General features: G+C 60.5%; 18 protein-coding genes and 1 riboswitch. Of the genes, 4 read left to right on the forward strand and 14 right to left on the reverse strand.

Annotated features, from left to right (window positions below):
• Positions 1–26 precede the first annotated feature (26 nt).
• The 6 genes from ACEWPJ_RS11570 to ACEWPJ_RS11595 all read right to left on the reverse strand — a co-directional run bounded on the left by ACEWPJ_RS11570 (position 27) and on the right by ACEWPJ_RS11595 (position 8,248).
• On the reverse strand, positions 27–959 hold the full coding sequence (locus tag ACEWPJ_RS11570) for a dihydroneopterin aldolase (protein ID WP_416513227.1): 933 nt from the start codon (positions 957–959) through the stop codon (positions 27–29).
• 95 nt (positions 960–1,054) lie between these two features.
• A complete protein-coding gene (locus ACEWPJ_RS11575) occupies positions 1,055–1,747 on the reverse strand; it encodes a cell wall hydrolase (protein WP_416513228.1) in 693 nt (230 codons plus the stop codon).
• Positions 1,748–1,915: 168 nt separating this feature from the next.
• On the reverse strand, positions 1,916–4,522 hold the full coding sequence (ppdK, locus tag ACEWPJ_RS11580; protein WP_416513229.1) for a pyruvate, phosphate dikinase: 2,607 nt from the start codon (positions 4,520–4,522) through the stop codon (positions 1,916–1,918).
• A 111-nt stretch (positions 4,523–4,633) separates the two neighbouring features.
• Positions 4,634–6,796, reverse strand: coding sequence for a glycine--tRNA ligase subunit beta (gene glyS / locus ACEWPJ_RS11585; protein WP_416513230.1), 2,163 nt, complete (start codon positions 6,794–6,796; stop codon positions 4,634–4,636).
• Between the two features lies 1 nt (position 6,797).
• The gene (locus ACEWPJ_RS11590; RefSeq protein ID WP_416513566.1) at positions 6,798–7,319 is read right to left on the reverse strand and encodes a DUF6446 family protein; all 522 of its coding nucleotides are present in this window, start codon (positions 7,317–7,319) and stop codon (positions 6,798–6,800) included.
• A complete protein-coding gene (locus ACEWPJ_RS11595; RefSeq protein ID WP_416513231.1) occupies positions 7,319–8,248 on the reverse strand; it encodes a glycine--tRNA ligase subunit alpha in 930 nt (309 codons plus the stop codon). Before ACEWPJ_RS11595 ends, ACEWPJ_RS11590 begins: the two co-directional genes overlap by 1 nt.
• A 148-nt stretch (positions 8,249–8,396) precedes the next feature.
• On the opposite strand from ACEWPJ_RS11595, the gene ACEWPJ_RS11600 reads away from it, so the two are divergent.
• The gene (locus tag ACEWPJ_RS11600; RefSeq protein WP_416513232.1) at positions 8,397–10,139 is read left to right on the forward strand and encodes a trypsin-like peptidase domain-containing protein; all 1,743 of its coding nucleotides are present in this window, start codon (positions 8,397–8,399) and stop codon (positions 10,137–10,139) included.
• A 43-nt stretch (positions 10,140–10,182) separates the two neighbouring features.
• Here ACEWPJ_RS11600 and ACEWPJ_RS11605 read toward each other — a convergent pair whose 3' ends face one another.
• The 4 genes from ACEWPJ_RS11605 to metZ all read right to left on the reverse strand — a co-directional run bounded on the left by ACEWPJ_RS11605 (position 10,183) and on the right by metZ (position 15,626).
• Entirely contained in the window at positions 10,183–11,760 is a 1,578-nt protein-coding gene (locus ACEWPJ_RS11605; RefSeq protein ID WP_416513233.1) for a 5-guanidino-2-oxopentanoate decarboxylase, read from the reverse strand.
• Entirely contained in the window at positions 11,760–13,208 is a 1,449-nt protein-coding gene (locus tag ACEWPJ_RS11610; protein WP_416513234.1) for a TrkH family potassium uptake protein, read from the reverse strand. Before ACEWPJ_RS11610 ends, ACEWPJ_RS11605 begins: the two co-directional genes overlap by 1 nt.
• Before the next feature lie 44 nt (positions 13,209–13,252).
• On the reverse strand, positions 13,253–14,356 hold the full coding sequence (folE2, locus tag ACEWPJ_RS11615) for a GTP cyclohydrolase FolE2 (protein WP_416513235.1): 1,104 nt from the start codon (positions 14,354–14,356) through the stop codon (positions 13,253–13,255).
• 88 nt (positions 14,357–14,444) lie between these two features.
• The gene (gene metZ, locus ACEWPJ_RS11620) at positions 14,445–15,626 is read right to left on the reverse strand and encodes an O-succinylhomoserine sulfhydrylase (protein WP_416513236.1); all 1,182 of its coding nucleotides are present in this window, start codon (positions 15,624–15,626) and stop codon (positions 14,445–14,447) included.
• 64 nt (positions 15,627–15,690) lie between these two features.
• Positions 15,691–15,769, reverse strand: a riboswitch (SAM riboswitch).
• A gap of 153 nt (positions 15,770–15,922) precedes the next feature.
• On the opposite strand from metZ, the gene ACEWPJ_RS11625 reads away from it, so the two are divergent.
• Both ACEWPJ_RS11625 and ACEWPJ_RS11630 read left to right on the forward strand, forming a co-directional pair.
• Positions 15,923–16,864 (forward strand): hypothetical protein, encoded by a 942-nt coding sequence (locus tag ACEWPJ_RS11625; protein ID WP_416513237.1) that lies wholly within the window; start codon positions 15,923–15,925, stop codon positions 16,862–16,864.
• A gap of 33 nt (positions 16,865–16,897) precedes the next feature.
• The gene (locus tag ACEWPJ_RS11630) at positions 16,898–17,605 is read left to right on the forward strand and encodes a glutathione S-transferase N-terminal domain-containing protein (RefSeq protein WP_416513238.1); all 708 of its coding nucleotides are present in this window, start codon (positions 16,898–16,900) and stop codon (positions 17,603–17,605) included.
• 9 nt (positions 17,606–17,614) lie between these two features.
• On the opposite strand, the gene ACEWPJ_RS11635 is transcribed toward ACEWPJ_RS11630, so the two are convergent.
• Both ACEWPJ_RS11635 and ACEWPJ_RS11640 read right to left on the reverse strand, forming a co-directional pair.
• Positions 17,615–18,226 (reverse strand): inner membrane-spanning protein YciB, encoded by a 612-nt coding sequence (locus tag ACEWPJ_RS11635; RefSeq protein WP_416513239.1) that lies wholly within the window; start codon positions 18,224–18,226, stop codon positions 17,615–17,617.
• Between the two features lie 14 nt (positions 18,227–18,240).
• Positions 18,241–19,143, reverse strand: a complete 903-nt coding sequence (locus ACEWPJ_RS11640; protein ID WP_416513240.1) for an EamA family transporter — start codon at positions 19,141–19,143, stop codon at positions 18,241–18,243.
• A gap of 84 nt (positions 19,144–19,227) precedes the next feature.
• Between ACEWPJ_RS11640 and ACEWPJ_RS11645 the strand changes: the two genes are divergently transcribed.
• Entirely contained in the window at positions 19,228–19,722 is a 495-nt protein-coding gene (locus ACEWPJ_RS11645) for an MgtC/SapB family protein (protein WP_416513241.1), read from the forward strand.
• An 11-nt stretch (positions 19,723–19,733) separates the two neighbouring features.
• Here the strand turns inward: ACEWPJ_RS11645 and ACEWPJ_RS11650 are convergent, their stop codons facing one another.
• Entirely contained in the window at positions 19,734–20,663 is a 930-nt protein-coding gene (locus ACEWPJ_RS11650) for a hypothetical protein (RefSeq protein WP_416513242.1), read from the reverse strand.
• Positions 20,660–21,659: signal recognition particle-docking protein FtsY (gene ftsY, locus ACEWPJ_RS11655; protein ID WP_416513243.1), on the reverse strand; the 1,000-nt coding region annotated here is incomplete at its 5' end. The genes ftsY and ACEWPJ_RS11650, both read right to left, overlap by 4 nt.

Raw genomic sequence — 21,659 nt, forward strand, 5'->3', positions numbered from 1 at the left:
CGAGACACCGGGCGAATTTGCAAGCCTCAGATCAAGTCCGATGCTGAAGGTGAGACCCGCCGCGCGGGCGCTGGAACGCCGTCGTTTGGCGCGTCATCGACGACGATCAGCTCCGACGCGTCGATGATCGTCGCGAACCACAGGGCGAGGGAAAGCCCGTCAGACGACGACGCGGGTGGACCATCCACCGCATCAAGAACGATTTTCGACGGCGCCCAGACGCTGATCTGGCCGTGCTTCATCGCCCAATCAAGTTCTGTCCGGGTCGACACGACCACGCAGCGGGGATCAAGGCCCGCCAGGACCCATGCGTTTTGTTCGATGGCAAGCAGGTCGATGTGACGTTGCGACGGTGCCGATGCCGATTGCGGCCCCTTCAGATCAGGCGCGCCGACGCACAAGGCGACCGGAGCACCGCCCTTCTTCAGCCCATCGATCCAGCCGGCGAGGTTCGACGACGCGGTAGCGGCATTGGAAAGGTAGACGACCACGGGCTGCGGGTCGTTTTGGCACGCGGACGCACCAACATGAGCAGACGCCTCGCCTTCAGACCGCACGATTTCCACGCCAAGCGCCCCTGCCCCGCGATCCAGCTTTTCAATCCGCACGAACACCCGCACCGCTTGCGGTTCAAGCAAAATGCGGTCTGCGACTCGTTCGGCGAGGGTTTCTAGAAGGTTCAGACGTTCTGCTTCCAGCTCGGCAGCAATCGCATCGGTCAGCGCGTCGTAGCTAAGAATGCGATCCACGTCGTCGTCAAGCGACTGGTCGTGCGGCAAAACCTCAACCACGACGTTGAATTTCACACGCTGGGTCGTGCCCCTCTCGGACTGAAATGCGCCGATTTCGACCTCAACAGTGTAATCGCGCAGCGAAATCCGGTCGCGCCCGTCATCCGGCGCGGTCGCCGCCGCCCGTTCTGAGGGATGGGAAAATGCAAGGCGGATATCGTCACTCATCGCGCGTCCTTCGGGGCCAGCGTCACGGCGGCAAGAAGCCGCCGCAGCCGCAATAGCCGTTTTGAACGCAGCAAGCCAGCCACGACGGACATGAATTAGCCGTTAGATTGGCCGTGCTGGCGATAGAAATAATGCACACCGATGGTCGCAGTCTTGGCAAGGCGCGACGCCCAGCGCGGATTCACGGCACGGGTGTGGTAGTGCGTGGCACCGTTCGTCAGGCTCCGTTCCGCCCCATCAAGCATGGCCCGCGCAATCTTTCCAACCCGCGAATATGCGCGGGGTTCGTGGATCACTTCGGCATTGCCATCGCAGGTATAGGTAAACTGGCACTGATACCGCTGGCCTGTTCCCTGGTTGATGACGCCGCAAACCGAATTTGGATAGGCAGGGCTATCGACCCGGTTCAGGATCACTTCGGCAACCGCAAATTGCCCGGCAACGGTTTCACCACGCGCCTCGAAGTAAAGCGCTTCTGACAGGCACTGCCACTCCGCCCCGCCGGACGCGGCGGGTTGTGACGCGAGCCACGTCGCAGACTGGATCACACCGGACACATCGCTGGTGTTTTCCCCGCGAGGTTTCGGCGGCACGGTCAACAGCCGCATTTGGTCAGGGCGGACAGCGGAAAGCGCTTGCCGCTCCTGCCCCAGAAGTTCGGTCAGGCGAGTGTCGAGCACCGCCGTCGGGTTCGTCGCGCTAGAGACACGCACATCTTCAGCTTGGCCTTGGCTCGCAAAAGACAAGAGACCTGCCATGCACATCGTCCACGTCAGCCGCATACGCATTTGAAAAACACCTTCTCAGATCGGACAGCAATCGCCGCGCCCCCACGGCAGCGACGGGAGGGGAGATAGTGCATTTCCCGCCTCGCGTCCACCCACGCGACAATTTTGCAACTATGCTGCGATTTGGGGTATGATTGTTCGCGTCAGAAAAACAATCTGAAAACCAGATCAATCATCTGATTTCAATACATTTTCTTCGAATTCTGGGCGATCTTTAAGGGCAAGTTGCGCCGCCGCGAGCCGTGCCACCGGCACCCGAAAAGGAGAGCATGAGACGTAGTCAAACCCGGCCCTGCGACAAAATGCTATAGATTCGGGGTTGCCGCCATGCTCTCCACAGATGGAAAGCATGACATTTTCATTCGCCGCACGCCCCCGATCCGCCGCCAGCGTCAGCAATTCACCGACGCCTTCAGTGTCAAGCATGTGAAACGGATCTTCGGGGTAGACCTTCTGATTAACGTAGTCGCCCATGAAGCGACCCGCATCGTCACGTGACAAGCCGTATGTCATTTGCGTGAGGTCATTGGTCCCGAAACTCAGAAACGCGGTGTGTGTCGCGATATCTCCGGCGCGCAGTGCGGCGCGCGGGGTTTCGACCATAACGCCCAAGCGGTAATCAAAGCTTTCGCCCTCAACCATCCGAACGGCGGCGGCGACGGCATCTATACGGGCCTTTACGATTTCAACTTCCCGCTTCGCACTGACAAGCGGGATCATGATCTCAGGCACAATCGGCGCACCGGCGCGGCTGACTTCGACCGCCGCCTCAAAAATCGCGCGGGCCTGCATGTCGTAGATTTCCGGCACGGTGATCCCCAACCGAACACCGCGCATCCCGAGCATCGGATTGAATTCCGACAGCGCATCGACACGGCGCGTCACATCGGACATCGGCAGGTCAAGGGCGCTTGCGACTTCCCGCATACCTTCGCGGGAATGGGGCAGGAACTCGTGCAGGGGCGGATCGAACAGGCGGATGCATACCGGCTGGCCCTGCATAATCTCGAACAGTCGGATGAAATCGGCGCGCTGCATGGGCAGGAGCCGCTCCAGCGCCGCCTCGCGATCACCCGGCGTGTCGGCAAAAATCATTTCGCGCATCACGGTCAGGCGGTCATCTTCAAAGAACATATGTTCCGTGCGGCAAAGCCCAATGCCTTGTGCATTGAACCGCCGGGCAACGCTGGCATCATCCGGCGTGTCGGCGTTGGCGCGGACACCGATATCGCTTGCCTCATCCGCCCAGGACAGAAGCTCCTGAAACACCTCATCAAGCGCCGGTTCGACCAGTGCCGCCGCGCCGGACAGCACCTGCCCGGTCGTGCCATCAATCGTGACGACGTCGCCTTCCTCAAGCACCCGACCACCGGGAATCGCCAAGGTCTTTTCGCGGGTGTCGAGCACCATGTCGGACGCCCCAACGATACACGGCAGGCCAAGCCCGCGGGCGATCACCGCCGCATGGCTTGACATGCCGCCGCGTTCGGTCAGAACAGCGCTTGCCGCGTGCATACCGCGGATATCTTCCGGCGCGGTTTCGCGGCGTACGAGCACGCAAGCCTCGCCCCGCGCGGCGCTGGCCTGCGCGGCTGTCGCGGAAAACACGATCCGGCCCTGCGCCGCGCCGGGGCTTGCCGCGATGCCGCGCATGATGATGTCGCGGCTGCCTTTCGGGTCGATCTGATTGTGCAGCAAGGCCGTCAACGCGCGCGGTTCAACCCGCAGCAGCGCCTCTTCCCGGCTGATGACGCGATCCTCGGCCAGTTTCACGGCAACACGAACCGCCGCGCGGGCGCTTCGCGTGACGCGGATCGCATCGAGAATGCTGAGCTTGCCATTCTCAATCGTGAATTCGATCTGCATTTCTTCACGCAGCCGGGTCCGGCAAACCTCACCGTAAGCCGCGAGTTCCTTGAAGCAGTCGGGGCGCAGCTCCTCCATCGATGGGCCGCGGTCATCGCGGGTCAGGAACAGCGCGCCCTCGCCCACGATCAGCGCGTCGCGCCCCTGACTTTGGCTAAGGTAGCGCCCCTTTATCAAAGGCTCACCCGTTTGTTCGTCGATGAATTGGATCACGCCCGATCCGCTTTCGCCCGCGCCGACACCGAACACCATCTGCTGCACGACGAGGCCAAGCCCGGCATCCGCGGGCGCGCCTTTTGCCTGCCGCAGCAACCGGGCGGTGGTCCCTTCCCACGCCCGCGCCATCGACCGCAAGACGTCTGACAATTGCCGCGCGGGGTCTTGAGGGAAAGGCTCGTCCGTTTCTTCCTCGTAAACCCGGAGCAGTTCCGCCAATGCGCGGTCGGGGGAGTCTTCGGCAACCTCGAATTCGTCAGGGTCAAGCCGCGCGACATGAACCGCATAGGCCTGCACGAATCGCAGGTAAAGTGCGCTGGCCGCCGCCTTTCCGATGGTTTCGGACAGCGCCTTGTGGCGGGCGTCGTTCATACCGATGTTGAGAATCGCCCCCGGCCCGCCCCAATCCGGGTCTTCAGAGCTTGGACGCACAGACACGATCGGAGAGTCGCCAAACGCCGCCATCATCGCAGTCGTGTCGGGCAAGTGGCCCATCGCGATCTGGTGCATCGCGTCGAAGGACAGCGCTAGCGTCTTGGGCACCGGCAGGTCAAGGCGGATCAGACGTTGCAAGCACTTCGCCCGCCCCCCGTGGCGCGCGTTCCTTATCCCCGCATCGGCGGTGATTTCGGTAAAGCCCGGAGTGATCGACTCTTTCCGCACTGCGGCATCCTTTTTGCGTCGCCGCAGCATAGCGCAGGATTATGGTCAGACAAGGGCGTCCCGCCTGCCGGATCGCCCGATACGCACAGCAGGAAAAGATTTCATGCCTCCGGCGGGGATATTTAGCGAAAGATGAAGCGTTCAGCCTTCCAGCTTGGCGAGGTCGGCGACGGACGTGCAGATCGCGCGGATACGGTGGAGGAGGTTGAGCCGGTTGCGGCGCAGGACTTCGCTGTCGGCGTTGACCTGCACCGCCTCGAAAAACGCATCAATCGGCGCGCGCAGGGCGGCCATGCCAGACATGGCGGCGGCGAAATCCTCCGCCTCCATCGCCTTGGCGATATTCGGCTCGGCGGTGTCGAGCGCCTTGAACAGCGCTTTTTCCTCATCCGTTTCGGCGAACTTAATGTCAGCGCCGAAGGAGTATTCGACGCCGTCCTTTTCTTCGGCCTGCGTCACGATGTTGTTCGCGCGTTTGAACCCCTGGAGGAGGTTTTCACCGTCGTCGGTTTTCAGGAACGCGGCAAGTGCTTCGGCCCGTTTGACGAGAAGCGTGAGGTCGTCGTTGCCGGGCATCGCCAGGCAGGCGTCGATCACGTCGTGGCGAATGCCTTGGTCACGCAGGTGAACCTTGAGGCGGTCGTGGAAGAAGGAGAGTAGGTCATCGGCTTGTTCATCGATAGGCGTGGTTGGCCGTTTCCCGATCGAATGCATGTCTCCCACCTGATGCATATCACTGACGCGGTGCATGTCGATAGCAAGGACGGCTTCGTATTCTCTTTCAAGCTGCGCAAAGAAGATGCCTGTCAAACTAGCACTGACTTTATTGGAAAGAACCAACCGAATAACCCCCAACGCCGCCCGCCGCAGCGCAAACGGGTCCTTGCTCCCCGTCGGTTTCTCGTCAATCGCCCAGAACCCGGTCAGCGTGTCGATCTTGTCGGCGAGCGCGACGGCGACGCTCACGGGCTCGGTCGGCACGTCGTCCGAGGGGCCGAGCGGCGCGTAGTGGTCTTCGCAGGCGGCGGCGACTTCGGGCGCGAAGCCGGCGGCTTCGGCGTAGTAGCGGCCCATAAGCCCTTGAAGTTCGGGGAATTCGTAGACCATTTCCGACGACAGGTCCGCCTTCGCGACCTCTGCCGCCTGCGCGGCCGGATCGGGATCGGCACCGACGACGGGCGCGATTTCGCGGGCGAGCGCCTTGATGCGGTCGATGCGGTCCTTCTGCGACCCCAGCTTGTTGTGGAAGGTCACATCGGCAAGGCTGTCGAGCCATGGTTGCATCTTGGCATCCTTCGCCACGCGCAAGTCGTTTTCCCAGAAGAACTTGGCATCGGCCAGCCGGGCGGACAGGACTTTCTGGTTTCCGGCGAGGATCGTCGCGCCACCATCGGCGGTTTCGCGGTTCGCCACTGTCACGAATCGAACAATTTTTCCGGACTTCGGATCGCGGACCGAGAAGAATTTTTGATGTTCCTTCATCGAGGTCTGCAAGACCTCCGGCGGCAGGTCAAGGAATTCGGCGTCGATTTCGCCCATCAGGACGACAGGCCATTCGACAAGGCCGGCGACTTCGGCGAGCAGCCCCTTGTCTTCGACCACCTCAAGCCCCTGCGCGAAGGCCATGTTGGTGGCATCGTGCCAAATCGTGTCGGCGCGCTTTGCCGCATCAAGGACGACATGCGCCTTGGCGAGTTTCGCGGAGTAGTCGTCGAACGACGTTACCTTGATCGCCCCCGGCCCCATGAAGCGATGGCCATGCGTCACGTCACCTGCCGCCATCCCGTCGATGGAGAGCGGCACGACCTCTGCCCCGTTTTCATCGCTGAGGATGCACAGGATCGAATGAAGCGGGCGGACCCAGCGCAGGCTGCCCGCGCCCCAGCGCATTGACTTAGGCCATGGGAAGTTGCGGATGGTCGATTCCAGCAACTCGGCCACGATCTCTGCCCCGGGGCGACCGGGCTTTTCGATGGTCGCGAAATAGACCTGCCCTTTCTTTTCGTCCCGAACCTCAAGCTCATCCCGGCTGACGCCCGCGCCGCGCAGGAACCCTTCGATCGCCTTGTCGGGCGCATCGACGCGCGGGCCTTTGCGTTCTTCGCGGGTTGTCGGGCTTTCGGCGAGCATCCCCTCGACCGACAGCGCAAGACGACGGGGCGTCGAGAACGCGCCAGCAGAAGCATAGGTCAGCCCAGCCTCAACCAAACCATTGGTCACCAGCTTTTTCAGATCGTCCGCCGCACGCGTCTGCATACGCGCGGGGATTTCTTCAGAAAAGAGTTCAATCAGCAGATCGGGCATATCAGTTGCTTTCCGGTGCGGGCGGGCAGCCCTCTGGTGCGGGTTGTCCGTCGAAAACTTCGGCGCAGTCGTTCAGTTGGTGCCAGACAAAACCGCGCCCGTCATCCATGACTGCGACCACCCGGTCAAACCCGTATGCGATGTTTTCGGTGCCCATGAAGGCCAACGCGCGGCCTTCTTCCAATGCGGCGCCGATGGCTTGCGAGTCGAAACACTCAAACCAGCCGGGTGCGTTCAGCGGCACGGCGTCTTCGTATGCGAAATAGGTTTCCGTCAACATCGCCTGGCTGTGGGGCGTCGTGAAACACGCGCGGTAGCGAAGCGGCGAGCTGTCGGAGTCGATCCCCTGAAAATCATCCGTGACAATCGGATCGGGCGTGCCCGTGGTGAAAGAGGTCAGTAGCACGGCGGCGTTGGCGTCAACCTCCACCTCATCATAGAAGGCGTAGACTTGGGTGTAGTAGAGCGCTGCTCCGGCAATCAGGGCGAACACGACAATACTCCCGGCTAGGAATTTTCCCATCATGCGGAATGTCCGCCTGCTTCGGTTTGCACGAAGGCATCGGCACATTTCTTGGCAAGCGTGCGCACGCGGCCGATATAGGCCTGCCGTTCGGTCACGGAAATGACGCCGCGTGCATCGAGCAAGTTAAAGACATGGCTGGCCTTGATGCACTGATCATAAGCCGGATGCGCCATGATGATGCGCTTGCCGGTCTTTGGGTCCTCGTGGGGTTCGGCAAGAATGCGGTCACACTCCGCCTCAGCATCCTTGAAGTGTTGCAGCAGCGTCTCGGTGTCGGCCACATCGAAATTCCAGCGGGAATATTCCTGCTCGGTCTGGCGGAACACATCACCATAGCTAAGCGCGATTGGTGCGTCCGGGTCGTTGAACGGCATGTCCATGACGTGATCGACGCCAAGGATGTAGATCGCCAAACGCTCCAAGCCGTAGGTCAATTCCCCCGAAACGGGATGGCAATCATGGCCGCCAACCTGTTGAAAATAGGTGAATTGGCTGACTTCCATGCCATCGCACCAAACTTCCCAGCCCAAGCCCCACGCGCCGAGTGTTGGGGATTCCCAGTCATCCTCGACAAAGCGGATGTCGTGCATCTCCATGTCGATGCCGATGGCTTCGAGACTGCCAAGGTAAAGCGCCTGAAGATCGGGCGGCGACGGTTTGATCAGCACTTGATACTGATAATAGTGCTGCAAGCGGTTCGGGTTTTCACCGTAGCGGCCATCGGTCGGGCGGCGGGATGGCTGAACATAGGCCGCCGCCCACGGCTGGCTGCCGAGCGAACGCAGCGTCGTCGCCGGGTGGAAGGTGCCCGCCCCAACTTCCATGTCATAGGGCTGCATGATCGCGCAGCCCTTTTCGGCCCAATAGGCCTGAAGCCTCAGAATGATCTCCTGAAAGCTGCGTGGTTTGCCGGATTTCGTTGCCATTGCCTGCCTTTCCGAAAAGCGTGTTCTGAATAGGCAACGCGAGCAGGAGGGTCAATCGGCACTCACGGATTATTCGAGTGCAAAATCTGCCGCCTCTGCTAGTTTGCGCCCGGAATCGCACACTAAATGCTGCGGACGCGAGAGGGTTATGAAAAAACTAGTCTTTCTGTTTGTTCTGGTGGCGTCCGTCACTATCGGCAAAACCGTCACCGCTCAGGAAACGGCCTGGGTTCAAATTGAATCGCAACCGAGCTTGCAGGCTGGCGAAACCCGCGCGCGGGCCTATTCCGGCGCGTTCGATAACGTCGCCGGGTTTGCGATTGGTGGCAGTTGGTATGCCATCGCGCTTGGCCCCTACACGCGCGAAGACGCAACGCGCAGACTGCGCCAGCTTCGGCGCGAAAACCTGATCCCTTCGGACAGCTTTGTTGCGTTTTCGCGATCCTTCCGCCAACAGTTCTGGCCGGTCGGGGCGAACGTGCTGGCCAACCCGCCAATCCTGCCCGAGCGCGGCGATGATGACGCGGTTGCGGAAATTCCGACAACACCGGAAGAAGTTATCATACCCGACGAAACGCCCCGCCAAGCCCGGCGGAGCGAGGCGCTGCTGTCCCGCGAAGAACGCGAGCTGCTGCAAACCGCGCTGAAATCCGAAGGGTTCTATGACGCCGCCATTGACGGCGCGTTTGGTCGCGGCACCCGCGCCGCTATGGCCGCCTATCAGGAAGCGATGGGGTATGAAGCATCGGGCGTCCTGACGACCCAGCAACGGCTGGAGCTGATCGAGGCTTACAATTCCATCCTCGACGGCCTCGATCTAGAGATCGTGCGCAACGAGGAAGCCGGGATCGAAGTGAAAATCCCAACCGCCATGGTGGAGTTTTCGCGGTTCGAACCGCCCTTCGTCCACTACGATTCCACGACGGACGAGGGTATTCGCGTGCTGCTGATTTCGCAGGAAGGCACGCAGGCGACGCTGTTCGGGCTTTACGACATCATGCAAACCCTCGAAATCGTGCCGCTTGAAGGCGAGCGCGAGCGCAAAAGCGCGAGCTTCACGCTGACCGGCCAGAATGATGAGATCAGCAGCTACACCTACGCCGCGCTGGTTGAAGGGCAGATCAAAGGCTTTACCCTTGTCTGGCCCGCGGGCGACGAACGCCGGATGCGGCGCGTTGTGCGTGAAATGCAGGCAAGCTTTGCGCCCTTCGGTGAGGCGCTTGACGAAATGCTTGGCGCACCGGATGAAGATCAGCGGATCGACCTGCTCGCCGGACTTGAAATTCGCCGCCCGGACGTGTCCCGAACAGGCTTCTATATCGACGCGCAGGGCACCGTTTTGACGACGTCAGAGGTCGTCAGCCAATGTCGGGAAATCACGCTGAACGAAGACCAGGAGGCCGAAGTCGCCTTTGTCGACGAGGCGCTCGGGATCGCTGTGCTGCGCCCGACGTCTTCCCTGTCGCCCATTGCCTACGCGTCGTTCCGCAACACCGTCGCGCGCATCAAATCAGACGTCGCAGTCGCGGGTTTCCCCTATGGTGGCGTGCTGAACGCACCCACGCTGACCTTCGGGCAGCTTGAGGATATTCGTGGTTTGGATGGCGAAGAAAACCTGAACCGCCTCGCCCTTGCCCCGCGCGAAGGGGATGCGGGCGGCCCGGTGTTCGACTCCGCCGGGGCTGTCATCGGAATGCTGTTGCCAAAACCCACGGGCGGACAGCAATTGCCGGACGAGGTCAGCTTTTCTGCCAAGGCGCAATCCGTGAAGGACGCGCTGGAAGCGAACGGCGTGACCGTATCGGACGCCGAAGCCAACGAGCAGATGGCACCGGAAGCACTGACGCGACTGGCAGCGGACATGACCGTTCTGGTGAGCTGCTGGAACTAAGCGATTGGCCCCGGACATCGGCGCGCGCAGATGTCCGGGCGTGCTAGCCCAAAATATCAGGTGTGACGTGAATAAGGGTCGGGCCATCGGCCGCGAACGCGGCCTGCACCGCATCCTGTAGCTCTGCCAGTGATCCGGGCGCTGCGGCTTTGGCCCCAAACGCTTCCGCCAGTTTGCAGAAATCCGGGTTGCGCGCGAAGACCGCATTCGGCGCGATCTGGCTTTGGACCATGCAATCCTCAATCTCTTTCAGCTTGGCGTTGTCCCAAAGAACGATCGGAATGTTGAGACCAAGCTCCACCGCGACGCCAAGTTCCTGCATGGTGTAGTGGAACCCGTAATCGCCCATGATCGCGGCAACCGGCTTGTCACCCACACCGATCTTGCCGCCAATCGCAGCCGGAAGCGCATAGCCGAGTGTGCCGAACCCATAGGGATGATGCCAATGGCCGGGATATTTCATCGGCCAGATTTCCTTCGCCACATAGGCAATCTGCGTCATGTCGGAATAGATCATCGTGTCGTCCGGCAGGGCATCACGTAGGGCGTCGCAGATAGGGATGATACCGGGATAGGCCGCGTCCGCCTCTGCCCGCCATTTGGCACGGGCGGCGGCGACTTCGTCGCTGGTCCAATCGGTCGCCGCGCCATCGTCGGAAAGCTCTATCACCAGATCCACGAAATCAGCGGCATCAGCGTGAACGCGCACCTCGGCGCGCTGCTGATCGAAAAGGCATTCCGGGTCGATATCGACGCGGATCATTGGGCAGGAATGGCCAAGGTGATTGCGCTGGATATCGACCGCTGCAAGCTCCGTCCCAATCGCGATGACCAGATCGGCGGATGCGACAACGTCTGCACTGCTCGCGTAGGACAGCGTCGCCCCGAAATCGAGCGGGTAGTCGTCCCCGACAATCCCGCGGGCGGCGTAGGTTGAAAAGCAGGCGGCTCCGATTTTCTCAACCATCATCCGGGCGTTTTCGGTCTTTGCCCCCGCCCCGAAAATCACGAGCGGGCGTTTGGCTTGGCGCAGGTAGGGCAGCACGATCCCCTCAATCGCATCGGCGTGGTGCAGTCGCCCATCGCCTTCTCCGCCGCTTGGAAAATCAGGGGCATCCGTTCCCAGCAATTCAATCGGTACCTGAATATGCTTCGGCCGTGGGCGCGCGACGTCGAACTCCAACAGCGCCCGGTCGATCAATTGGTAGGCGGCCTTTGCCGTCCGCGCCTCCTCGGACCAGTCGCAGACCGTTTCGGCGGCGGCGCGTTGATCTTTCATCTGGTGCAACTGCCCGCGCGTCGCGGCGGTTTCGTCCAGACAACTTGAGATCACCAGCATCGGAACGGAGTCTGAATACGCCTGCCCCATCGGCGTCATGATGTTGCAGACCCCCGGCCCGGTGATCACATAAGCCACGCCAGGCCGCCCGGCCGCACGGGCATAGCCGTCGGCCATAAACCCCGCGCCCTGTTCGTGGCGGGCGAGCACATGGGTGATCCCCGCTTCCTCAATCCCGCGATACATTTCGACGTTGTGAACGCCGGGGATGCCAAAGATCGTATCGACCCCGCGATCCTTCAGCATATGCGAAATTTGTGCGCCAAGCGGTCGTTTAGTCATCAGTTTTTCCAAAATCGGATGGTGAATAGAACGTAGACGGCCATCAGCTCCAGCCGTCCGATCAGCATGGCGGCGATTAAGATCCACTTCGCCGCGTCGTTCAGGCCCGCGAAGTTGCCCGCCGGGCCGATCTTTGATCCAAGCCCCGGCCCGATATTCGCCAGCGCCGCAGCAGCGCCGGAGACCGACGTAATGAAATTCTGCCCGGTGAGGCCAAGCAGCACCGAAATCACGCCGAGCGTCACGACGAAGAAAACAAAGAACGACATGACAGAGCTCAGCACATCCTCCCCCACCGCGCGGCCCTGATAGCGCGGGGTGAAGATGCCGTTGGGCGAATGCGTTTTCTGAATCTGCGCTTTTACGGATGCAAAGAACAACTGATAGCGGAATATCTTGATCGAACATGACGTAGACCCAGCGCAGCCGCCGATCAAACCGATGAAAAAGAACATCGCAACCGCGAACGATCCCCACAACATGTAATTCTGGCTGGCGTAGCCCGTCCCGGTCAGGATGGACGTGACGTTAAAAATCACCTTGCGAAAGCTCTCCTCCCCGATGGCGTCCTGCCGCATCCACAGCCAAAGGGTCAGCACGATTGTGATGACAAATGCCGTGCCGAAAAAACCGCGTATCTGGCTGTCTCTCAGCAAAGGCTTCGCGCTGCCGCCGACAAGTTGAACAAAGCGCACAAAGGGAAGTGCAGCCAGCATCATGAAGATGACCGCGACGTATTCCACACCCGGCGGGAATCCGGCGAAGGACGTGTCGTAATTCGCGAACCCGCCCGTCGCAACGGTGGTCATCGCGTGAACGATGGCGTCAAAGCTATTCATCCCAAACAAGAAATACGCAAGCGCGCAGGATGCCGTCAGCGCGATGTAGATGACCGAAATGCGGGACGAAATCTCTGTCGCGCGGGGGAGGATTTTGCCGAAGGTGTCAAAACTCTCCGACTTAAAAATCTGCATCCCGCCGACCCTAAGCTCGGGCAGGAACACCATGGCGACAACAATGATGCCAATGCCGCCAAACCACTGCATCAACCCACGCCAAAGCAGAAGGCCGCGCGGCAGCTCCTCCAGATCGGAAAACACGGTGGAGCCGGTGGTCGTTAGACCTGACATCGCCTCAAACACCGCATCGACAAGGCGAGCATCCGTCTCGCCAAGCAGGAACGGCACCGCCCCGAACAGGGGCAAAGCCAACCAGACGCCGGTGGTCAGCAAAAAGGTCTGCTGAATCGTCAGCCCTTGGCGCACACCGTTCATGCAAGCAATCGCAATCAATCCGCCAAGCAGGGTCGTGACAATCGCGCTTTCAAGAAACACATGCCAATGCGGATCACCGTCGAAAAAATCGACCAGCAACGGCGCAAGCATGGTTAGGCCCAGAAAGGCGACAAGAAGGCCGATTACATACCCGACTGGGCGCAGGTCAAACATGGTGCCAAGGCTTGGCTTTGGCAGCCCAAGGTGTCAAGCGCGGATCAACCGACGTGGAAGAGTGTGTTAAACAGCTTGGGGTCGAGGCTTTCGGTCAGGAACGTCTCACCCTCCGTCAAAACCGTGACGGCGTCGTGGCTGTGCAGGCTTTCCTGATGGCTCGCGATCACGCGGAAGTCGCCGACCCGCGGATCATCCTGCAACTGTTCGCAAAACAGCCGCGCGGCATCCTCAACAAAAACGGGGTTTGCGGCGTTGAGTTCTGCAAACGCCTGTTCGTCTTCGCGTTTGACCATGACTTGCGTTTCGGTCGGCATGGCGCGGCGGCAGAGATCAATGAGGTCTTCGAACCACAGGCAGGCTTCTTCATCCCGCACGACCACGGAAATACGCGCGACGGAGCGTTGGGAATGCGGCGTCGCAAGCTGCCCGCGCGTTTGGCGGGCATGTTCGGAAAGTTCAAGGGAACAGGGGCAGGTGGACGAGTAAACATAGTCCAGATGTATGATTTTCTTGATCTCGCCGCGCGTTTCGACCAGCTCAAGCGCGATGTCGTAGTATTGATATCCCTCAAGTTTCGAGCGGAGCGAACGAACCTTCATCGGGAACGAAAACCGCATCTGAATCCGCGCGTCAAAGCTGTCGAGGTCGGCTTTGTAATCCATCAGCGCGGCTTCGATCACTTCAAAACTGAATGTCTTTTCGGCGTGACCATAGAAGGTGCGCATAATGCGGGACATGTTGATGCCCTTCTTCTCGGCCTCAAGGCTGACGGTGCCGGTGACCGATGCCTCAAGCGTCAGGTCGCCGTTGTCACGCCGGTGAAACCGCACAGGCAGCCGAAAATTGGAAATCCCGACATGCTGGATATGCCGTTTCGCGCCACGGATCAGGCTTTCCGGCCCGTTTTGCAGGTCAGGGAGCGAGGCTTTGTAAGCCTCATCCACCGTGAATTCTTCGGGATAAGCGCGGACGAGCGCGGGGTAATTCAACAACTCATTCCCCGGCAATAGCCGGGCAATCGCGGGGTGAAGTTCCGCCACCTCGGTTGGTGTTGCCGTCTTTGCCCATGTTTTCAGGGTCGAGAGCGCCTCCTCAGCGGCATCCCGATCCGGTGTTGTTCGTCCTGTCGGCTTTTGGATATTCATCCTGAGCCCCCTTTCGCGCAGCACCTATAGTTTAGGCCTGATCGCCCGATTGTCCAAGGCTTGCGCGAAATTCGACCGTGTGCAGGCATCAGACCGCGTCAAGCGCGCCCATAATATCCGCGATCAGGTCGTCCGTATCTTCAATTCCGACGCTGAGGCGCACGAGTCCGTCGCCGATTCCCAGCGTTTCGCGCTGTTCTGGTGTCAGGCGTTGATGCGTCGTCGTCGATGGATGCGTAATGATGCTTTTCGCGTCTCCGAGATTATTTGAAATCGTGATGATTTGCAGCGCGTTCAGGAACCGAAACGCCTCGGCCTGCCCCCCCTTCAGAACCAAGGACAGCACTGTGCCGCCCTTTGTCATTTGCGCGCGTGCCAGATCGTATTGCGCGTGGCTTTTCAGATGTGGAAACAGCACGCGGTCGACTTTGGCGTGCCCCTCTACCGCCTCGGCGATGGCCAGCGCGGAATTGCCTTGCGTCCGACATCGCAGGTCAAGTGTCTCCATCCCCTTCAGCATCACCCAAGCGTTGAACGGGCTCATCGAACCACCGGTGTGCTTCATGTAAGGCTCAAGCGTCTTGCGGATATAGTCGCGCGTGCCAAGAACGACGCCGCCAAGGCACCGCCCCTGCCCGTCGATATGTTTGGTCGCCGAATAAACAATGACATCCGCCCCAAGGTCGAGAGAGCGCTGGAAGATCGGCGTCGCGAAGACGTTATCCACAACCACAGTCGCGCCAACCTCATGCGCCAAGTCCGAAACTTTCCGGATGTCGATCACTTCAAGCGTTGGGTTCGACAGCGCCTCAAGAAAAACCACCTTGGTGTCCGAGCGCATCGCGTCGCGCCATTGGTCAATTTCGGTCCCGTCGACAAAGGTAATCTCAACCCCGAACCGGGCAAGGATATCTTCGAGAACATAAAGACACGATCCGAACAGTGCGCGGGCGGACACCACGTGATCGCCCGCCTTCAGCAGCGACATCAGCGCGCCGTTCACCGCCGCCATGCCAGAGGCGGTTGCAAACGCGTCCTCTGCCCCTTCAAGCGTCGCGATACGCTCTTCAAACATGCGCACGGTGGGGTTGCCGTAGCGGGCATAGATGAATTCGTCATCGCCCGATTCAATGAATCGCTCTTCCGCCTGCTCCGCCGTGTCGTAGACGAAACCTTGGGTAAGAAAGATCGCCTCTGACACCTCACCGTATTGGCTGCGGCGGGTGCCGGCGTGCACAAGGTTCGTACGGGTGTTCCAGTCTTTCGTCATTGTCCATCCTCCGTGCCTGAAGGCACAAAAAAACCCCGACCGTGCAAAGACGTCGAGGGTTCACGAGGGAACATCCCAGACCTCTTTAGCAGAATATTTAACGTGGCCCGCAATCCGGTTAACAAATCGCCACAACCGTTCGGATAGCCCCCGTTGGCCCGAACGTCAAGCTTTTGTCACGCTTTCGTCACAGCGGGATAACGGGTTCTTCACGCCCTAGCCATATCGTTGTTGCATACCCTGATTAGGGCTGCGCTCAGAACATCCACGCAGCCATGTGAAGCGGGAGGCCAAAGATGCCCCTGATGCGAGTGAACATAGAAACAGATACCGCCGTCCCGGTCGGCCCCGATCCGAGGCTTGGAACGGTGCTACGCGAACACCTTGCCAATGCGCCACACGGGCCGATCGTCATTCTGATTCACGGCATGACCTTTTCGCCGAGTTCGTCCCATCACTGCCCCCATCATCACATCCTGTCTCTTGATCCCGCCTTGAAAGCGAAACACGTCGTTAGCTGGCCGCGCCACCTTGGTTTTGGACGAGACAAAAGCGACGAAGGCCTTTGCATCGCCGTTGGATGGGAGGCGCGCCGAGGGTTCCGCGCAGCCTATCGCGCCGCTGCGGACGCTGGTCTTGGCGTGGCGAAACTGGTCGCGGCGATCCACGATCTTGCGCCTGATCGAAAGGTCAACGTCGTCGCCCACAGCCTTGGTGCGCGGGTGTTTCTGAGCGCGCTACGGTATAGCCCCAACACCTACGGGCGGGCGATCCTGATGGCCGCGGCAGAGTTGGGAGAGGTCGCGACGACCCTCATCGATTGTCCCGCGGGGCGTTCGGCTGAGGTTATCAACGTCACCAGCCGGGAAAACGACATATTCGACCTGCTTGTCGAACGCGGGGTTCGGCCACTCGGGTTCAGGTCGCGGGCGCTTGGGGCGGGGCTGAACGAGGGCAATGCCCGATGGCTCAACCTGCAAATAGATTGTGAGCGGACGCGCGACGGGCTTGACCAACTTGGCTTTCGGATCGCGCGACCCGTCAGGCGGGTTTGCCATCGCTCGGGCTATCTGCGGCCGGGCATGTTCCCGCTTTATGCCGCGTTGCTGCGCACACCGGAGACTTTGCCGCTGAACCTGCTCCGCACCGCGATCCCACCGGTGCCAGCGCCGCGTTGGTCACGGCTATTTCAGCGCCCCACGGCGGTGCCCCCCTTGCCTTTCCTGCGCAAAGCGTGATCTGACTCCTCCCAACACGCGAGGGAGGATAAGATGCAAAATCCAATTGATCTTTATTATTGGCCGACGCCAAATGGCCGCAAAATCTCCATCGCGCTGGAGGAGATGGGCTTGCCCTACAACGTCCATCTTATCAATATCGGCGCCGGCGACCAGTTTGAGCCTGAGTTCCTGAAAATCTCGCCTAACAATCGGATGCCGGCGATTGTCGATCCTGAGGGGCCGGACGGAAAGCCGATTTCGATCTTCGAATCCGGCGCGATCCTGCAATACCTCGCCCGCAAGACCGGCCAATTCGGCGGCCCGACGGAACGGGACCGCATCGCGGTCGATCAATGGTTGATGTGGCAGATGGGCGGTGTTGGTCCGATGGCCGGGCAAGCGCATCATTTTCTGAAATACGCCCCGTCGATGGAACCACCGAACGATCTGCCCTACGCGAAAGAGCGTTACCGGAACGAGGTCAGGCGCCTTTACGGCATCCTCAACAAGCAGCTTGCGGATCATGAATTCGTTGCGGGCGATTTTTTCTCTATCGCGGATATGGCGATCTGGCCTTGGGCGAAGGGGTGGGAAGGTCAGGAACAAACGCTGGATGACAAACCCCATATGGCCCGCTGGCTGGATGCGGTCGGCGCGCGTGAAGGTGTCAAACGTGGATTCGCCGTGGCGGAAGATCAGCGGTCTGATCTGCAAGGCGACCGCAAGGCGCAGGATTTGCTGTTCAAGGGTAAACGCTAGCGCGATCCGTCAGGTCGACGACGTATCCTCATCCTCAATCGCGTAGGTCTGCAACAGCCGCCCCTGCGTCATGAAAAACACGAAGATCGCGGCGGTCAGGCCAAAGGTTTTGAACGTCACCCAAGCTTCTGTCGACATGCTACGCCAGATCACTTCGTTCAGCACGGCAAGCGCAAGGAAGAAGGCGCACAAGCGGCGGGTCAGGATCATCCAGCCTTCGTGCTTCATCGGCATTGCGTCTTCCAGAACCAGTTGAAGGTAACTCTGCCCGCGCAGCAAACCGACGCCAAGCGCCCCGCCGAACAGCAGATAAATCATCGTTGGCTTCATCTTGAAGAACCGCTCATCATTCAGCCAAACGGTCAGCCCACCAAAGACGATGACAAGAACCAGCGTCACGATCTGCATTTTCGACAGGTGGCCCGTCAGCCGGTAAAGCGCGAACGTGGTCGCGGCAAGCAACGGCACGAAAGCAGCCGTCGCAAGGATAAAGCCGGAATATTCGTTGCCGCCAATCGTGAATGTGCGATCTTTCAGCAGGAAATACCCGACGAAGAACGCGATAATCGGGCCGATTTCCAACGCGAGCTTTAGTCCGGGGCTGACTTTCTGTTCGGCCATTCGGCTCTCCTGCCTTATCCACCCAGTTCTACTATCACCGCGCCTGTCGCGATTAAAGCCATCAACGCGAGGCGTCGCGGGCCGACGGCCTCCTTCAGCACGACCCAGCCGATCACGGCGGCGAATACGGTAGAGGTTTCACGCAAAACCGCAGCCTCACCCACCTTGTCAAGCCGTGTGGCGAGCATGATTGACCCAAAGCTCGCATAGGCCAAGAACGCGCCGATCAGCCCCCGCGTCAATAGCGGGCATAGGGGTGGGCGATGCTCTAATCGCAACCACCGGCGCACCGCAATCGGCGGCATGACGATCCCGTCGATCATGAAAAACCACGCCAGGAACGTAAAAGGGTCCGCCGTGGCGCGGATGCCGTAAGCATCATAGGTCGTGTAGAGCGCGACAAGCCCACCCGTCGCGACCGCCATCAACAGCGCGGGCACCAGCGTATCGCGGGCGACAACGGTGAAAATCAGGTTGTAAACCGCCAGCCCGAAGATCCCCGTAACAAGCACGAGAACGCCAAGCCACTGGGTGGTGGAAAACACTTCTCCGAACACGATCCAGGCGCCGATCACAGTGAACAGCGGCCCCATACCGCGCACCACGGGATAGACGACCGTGTAAGCCCCCAGCGAATAGGTCTGCGCCTGAAGCAGCTTGTATCCGGTGTGGATCACGAACGCGCCCACAAAGATCGGCCACATATGCGGCTCTGGCCACGGCACGACGAAAAACGCGAAGGGGGCGGCGATCAGGCCGTAATTCACGTCAATCGCGCCGCGCATCAGCCACGGATCAAATCGCCCCTTCTGAAGCGCGCCGAAAACCGCGTGCAGGAATGCGGCGATGAGCGCGAGGATCAGGGCGAGGTGATGTCCGGCCTCCGTCCCTTCCAGTGAAACCAGCCAATCGCTCATCCGGCAGGAACCTGCGCGGTGTTGGGCGCGTTGCAGATCACATGCGACCGCCACCGCAAACGATGATCGGAGCCGAAATCGGGAATGCTTGAAAATCTACTGTCGGAATTCGCCGCCCCTCTGCGGAGCATCCCATTCGAGGTCGCGGCCCTACGCCTGTTGGCGGCCCTCGTCCTTGGCGGGGCGATTGGGTGGGAACGCGAGGTGCAGTCAAAACCCGCGGGCTTGCGCACCCACATGATGATCGCTCTCGCCGCGTGTTTGTTCACACTCATCACGTTTGAGCTCATGGCGATCACGCCCCAGCACGACAACCAGTTGCGCTTTGATCCCTTGCGGTTGATCGAGGCCGTGACCGCCGGCGTCGCGTTTCTTGCGGCCGGGTCGATTATCACATCGCGCGGCAACGTGCGTGGGCTGACGACGGGCGCAGGCATGTGGCTTGCCGGGGCGATTGGCCTGACCTGCGGCACCGGGCGGCTGACACTTGCGATACTCGCGACCGGTATTGCGCTTTTGGTGCTGTGGCTCCTTCGTGCGACTGCCCACAAATTGAAGCGCGATGATCCGGCTGGGTAGGCCAATTGCGGCTAGTTCCTGTCGGCAGGCGTATAATCAAGACCCAGCGCGACACCACCGAAGATTGGCCAGATATCCTCGGGTGTTTTTGGTCCGTCATGCATCGCGAGCGGGATGAACCGGGTCAGCCCGATGCCTGTTGGCGCATCGACCGTCAACGAAATGCGCCCATAGGGGTTTGGCAGGTCATCCAACAACCGCAGCGCCGCCACGCGGGAAGATGCGTCGAGAAGATCGGCTGGCATCGTGTCGATAGCTGCGCGCGCCTCGTCCTTTAACTGCGCGACCCGCCGGTCCGGGTCGTCCGCGCCATCCAGCAGGGCGGCGCCGATGGCGAACAGGATGTAGTTTTCGAACAATCCCTTGGTCGTAATATCAAGCTTTGCTTCGCGCAGCCCCATCGTGCCGACGCTAAGCTGCGCCGCACTCAGGCTGTTGAGGTTCACGCGGTCCACGGTTCCGGTTAGCGCGATGTGATTGTCACCGGGGAAGTCCAGCACGAGGCGATCAAGGATAAGTTGCCGTGCATCTTCTACCCATTCCGCTTCAAGCTGAACATCGATCCCCTGCCCCACGGCCTGCGCCGAGAACAGATAATCCATGACCGGATCATTGATCTGCGGGACATAGCGAACCCCTTCGGCGTTCAGCGACAGCGCATGGGGCGGTGTCCCGTCCTCAATCGTTTTCGCGAGCCCGTCGGCGGACCAGTAAAGCGATCCGATCTGCACCTCAGCGGTGTCGCCGCCAAATTCGGTCAGCGTGACGCCCCGGATCAAACAACCCCCAGCGGCGACCGATGAGGGGCGAAAGGTCGACTCCGCCGATACCTGGGCAAGCTCCTGCGCCCATTTCCATTGAGCTTCGCATTCCGACGCCGCGTTGGCGAGTGTTGGCGCAACGGCGCACAAAACGGCGAATATCGCGGGCAGGCCCCTCATGACTCCAACCCCGTCAGGGCTTGGGCGAATTCTTCAGGATCAAAAGGCGCGAGGTCGTCAATCTGCTCCCCCACGCCAATCGCGTGGATCGGCAGCCCGAACTTGTCGGCCAGCGCGACCAGCACGCCGCCTTTGGCGGTCCCGTCAAGTTTTGTCATGACAAGGCCCGTAACATTCGCAAGTTTCTGGAAAATCTCGACCTGCGAAAGCGCATTCTGCCCCGTGGTGGCGTCAAGCACCAGCAGAGTATTATGCGGCGCATCGGGGTCTTTCTTGCGGATCACGCGGACGATCTTTGCCAACTCCTCCATCAAATCCGCGCGGTTCTGAAGCCGCCCGGCGGTGTCGATCATCAGCAAGTCCGCACCGTCCTGTTCCGCTTTGGTCATCGCATCAAAGGCGAGCGATGCGGGGTCTGACCCTTCGGGCGCAGTCAGAACAGGCACGCCGGCCCGGTCACCCCAAACCTGCAACTGTTCCACCGCCGCGGCGCGGAAGGTGTCGCCCGCAGCAATGACAACAGACTTGCCAGCCGCCTTGAATTGGCTTGCCAACTTGCCGATCGTCGTGGTCTTGCCGGAGCCATTGACGCCAACGACCAAAACCACCTGCGGGCTTTTGGAATAAAGCGGCATCGGTTTCGCCACAGGCTCCATAATCCGCGAAACTTCGGCGGCGAGCAGGTTCTTGATCTCGTCAGTCGAGAGTTTCTTGCCGAACCGCCCTTCGGCCATGTTCGCCGTTACCCGCATAGCCGTGTCGACCCCCATATCGGCGGTAATCAGCAGTTCCTCCAATTGTTCCAACATCGCGTCGTCAAGCTCTCGCCGCACGACGGTCTTGCGATCCCCGCGACCGAGCAGCCGTCCGATCAGCCCTGGCTTCGCCGCCTCCGCCGCAGCCGCAGCCGTTTCGGGTTCGGGTTCGGGTTCGGGTTCGGGTTCGGGTTCGGGTTCGGGTTCGGGTTCGGGTTCGGGTTCGGGTTCGGGTTCGGAC

This window comes from Aliiroseovarius sp. YM-037, from assembly GCF_048060095.1.
Taxonomy (GTDB): Bacteria; Pseudomonadota; Alphaproteobacteria; order Rhodobacterales; family Rhodobacteraceae; genus JBLUOA01.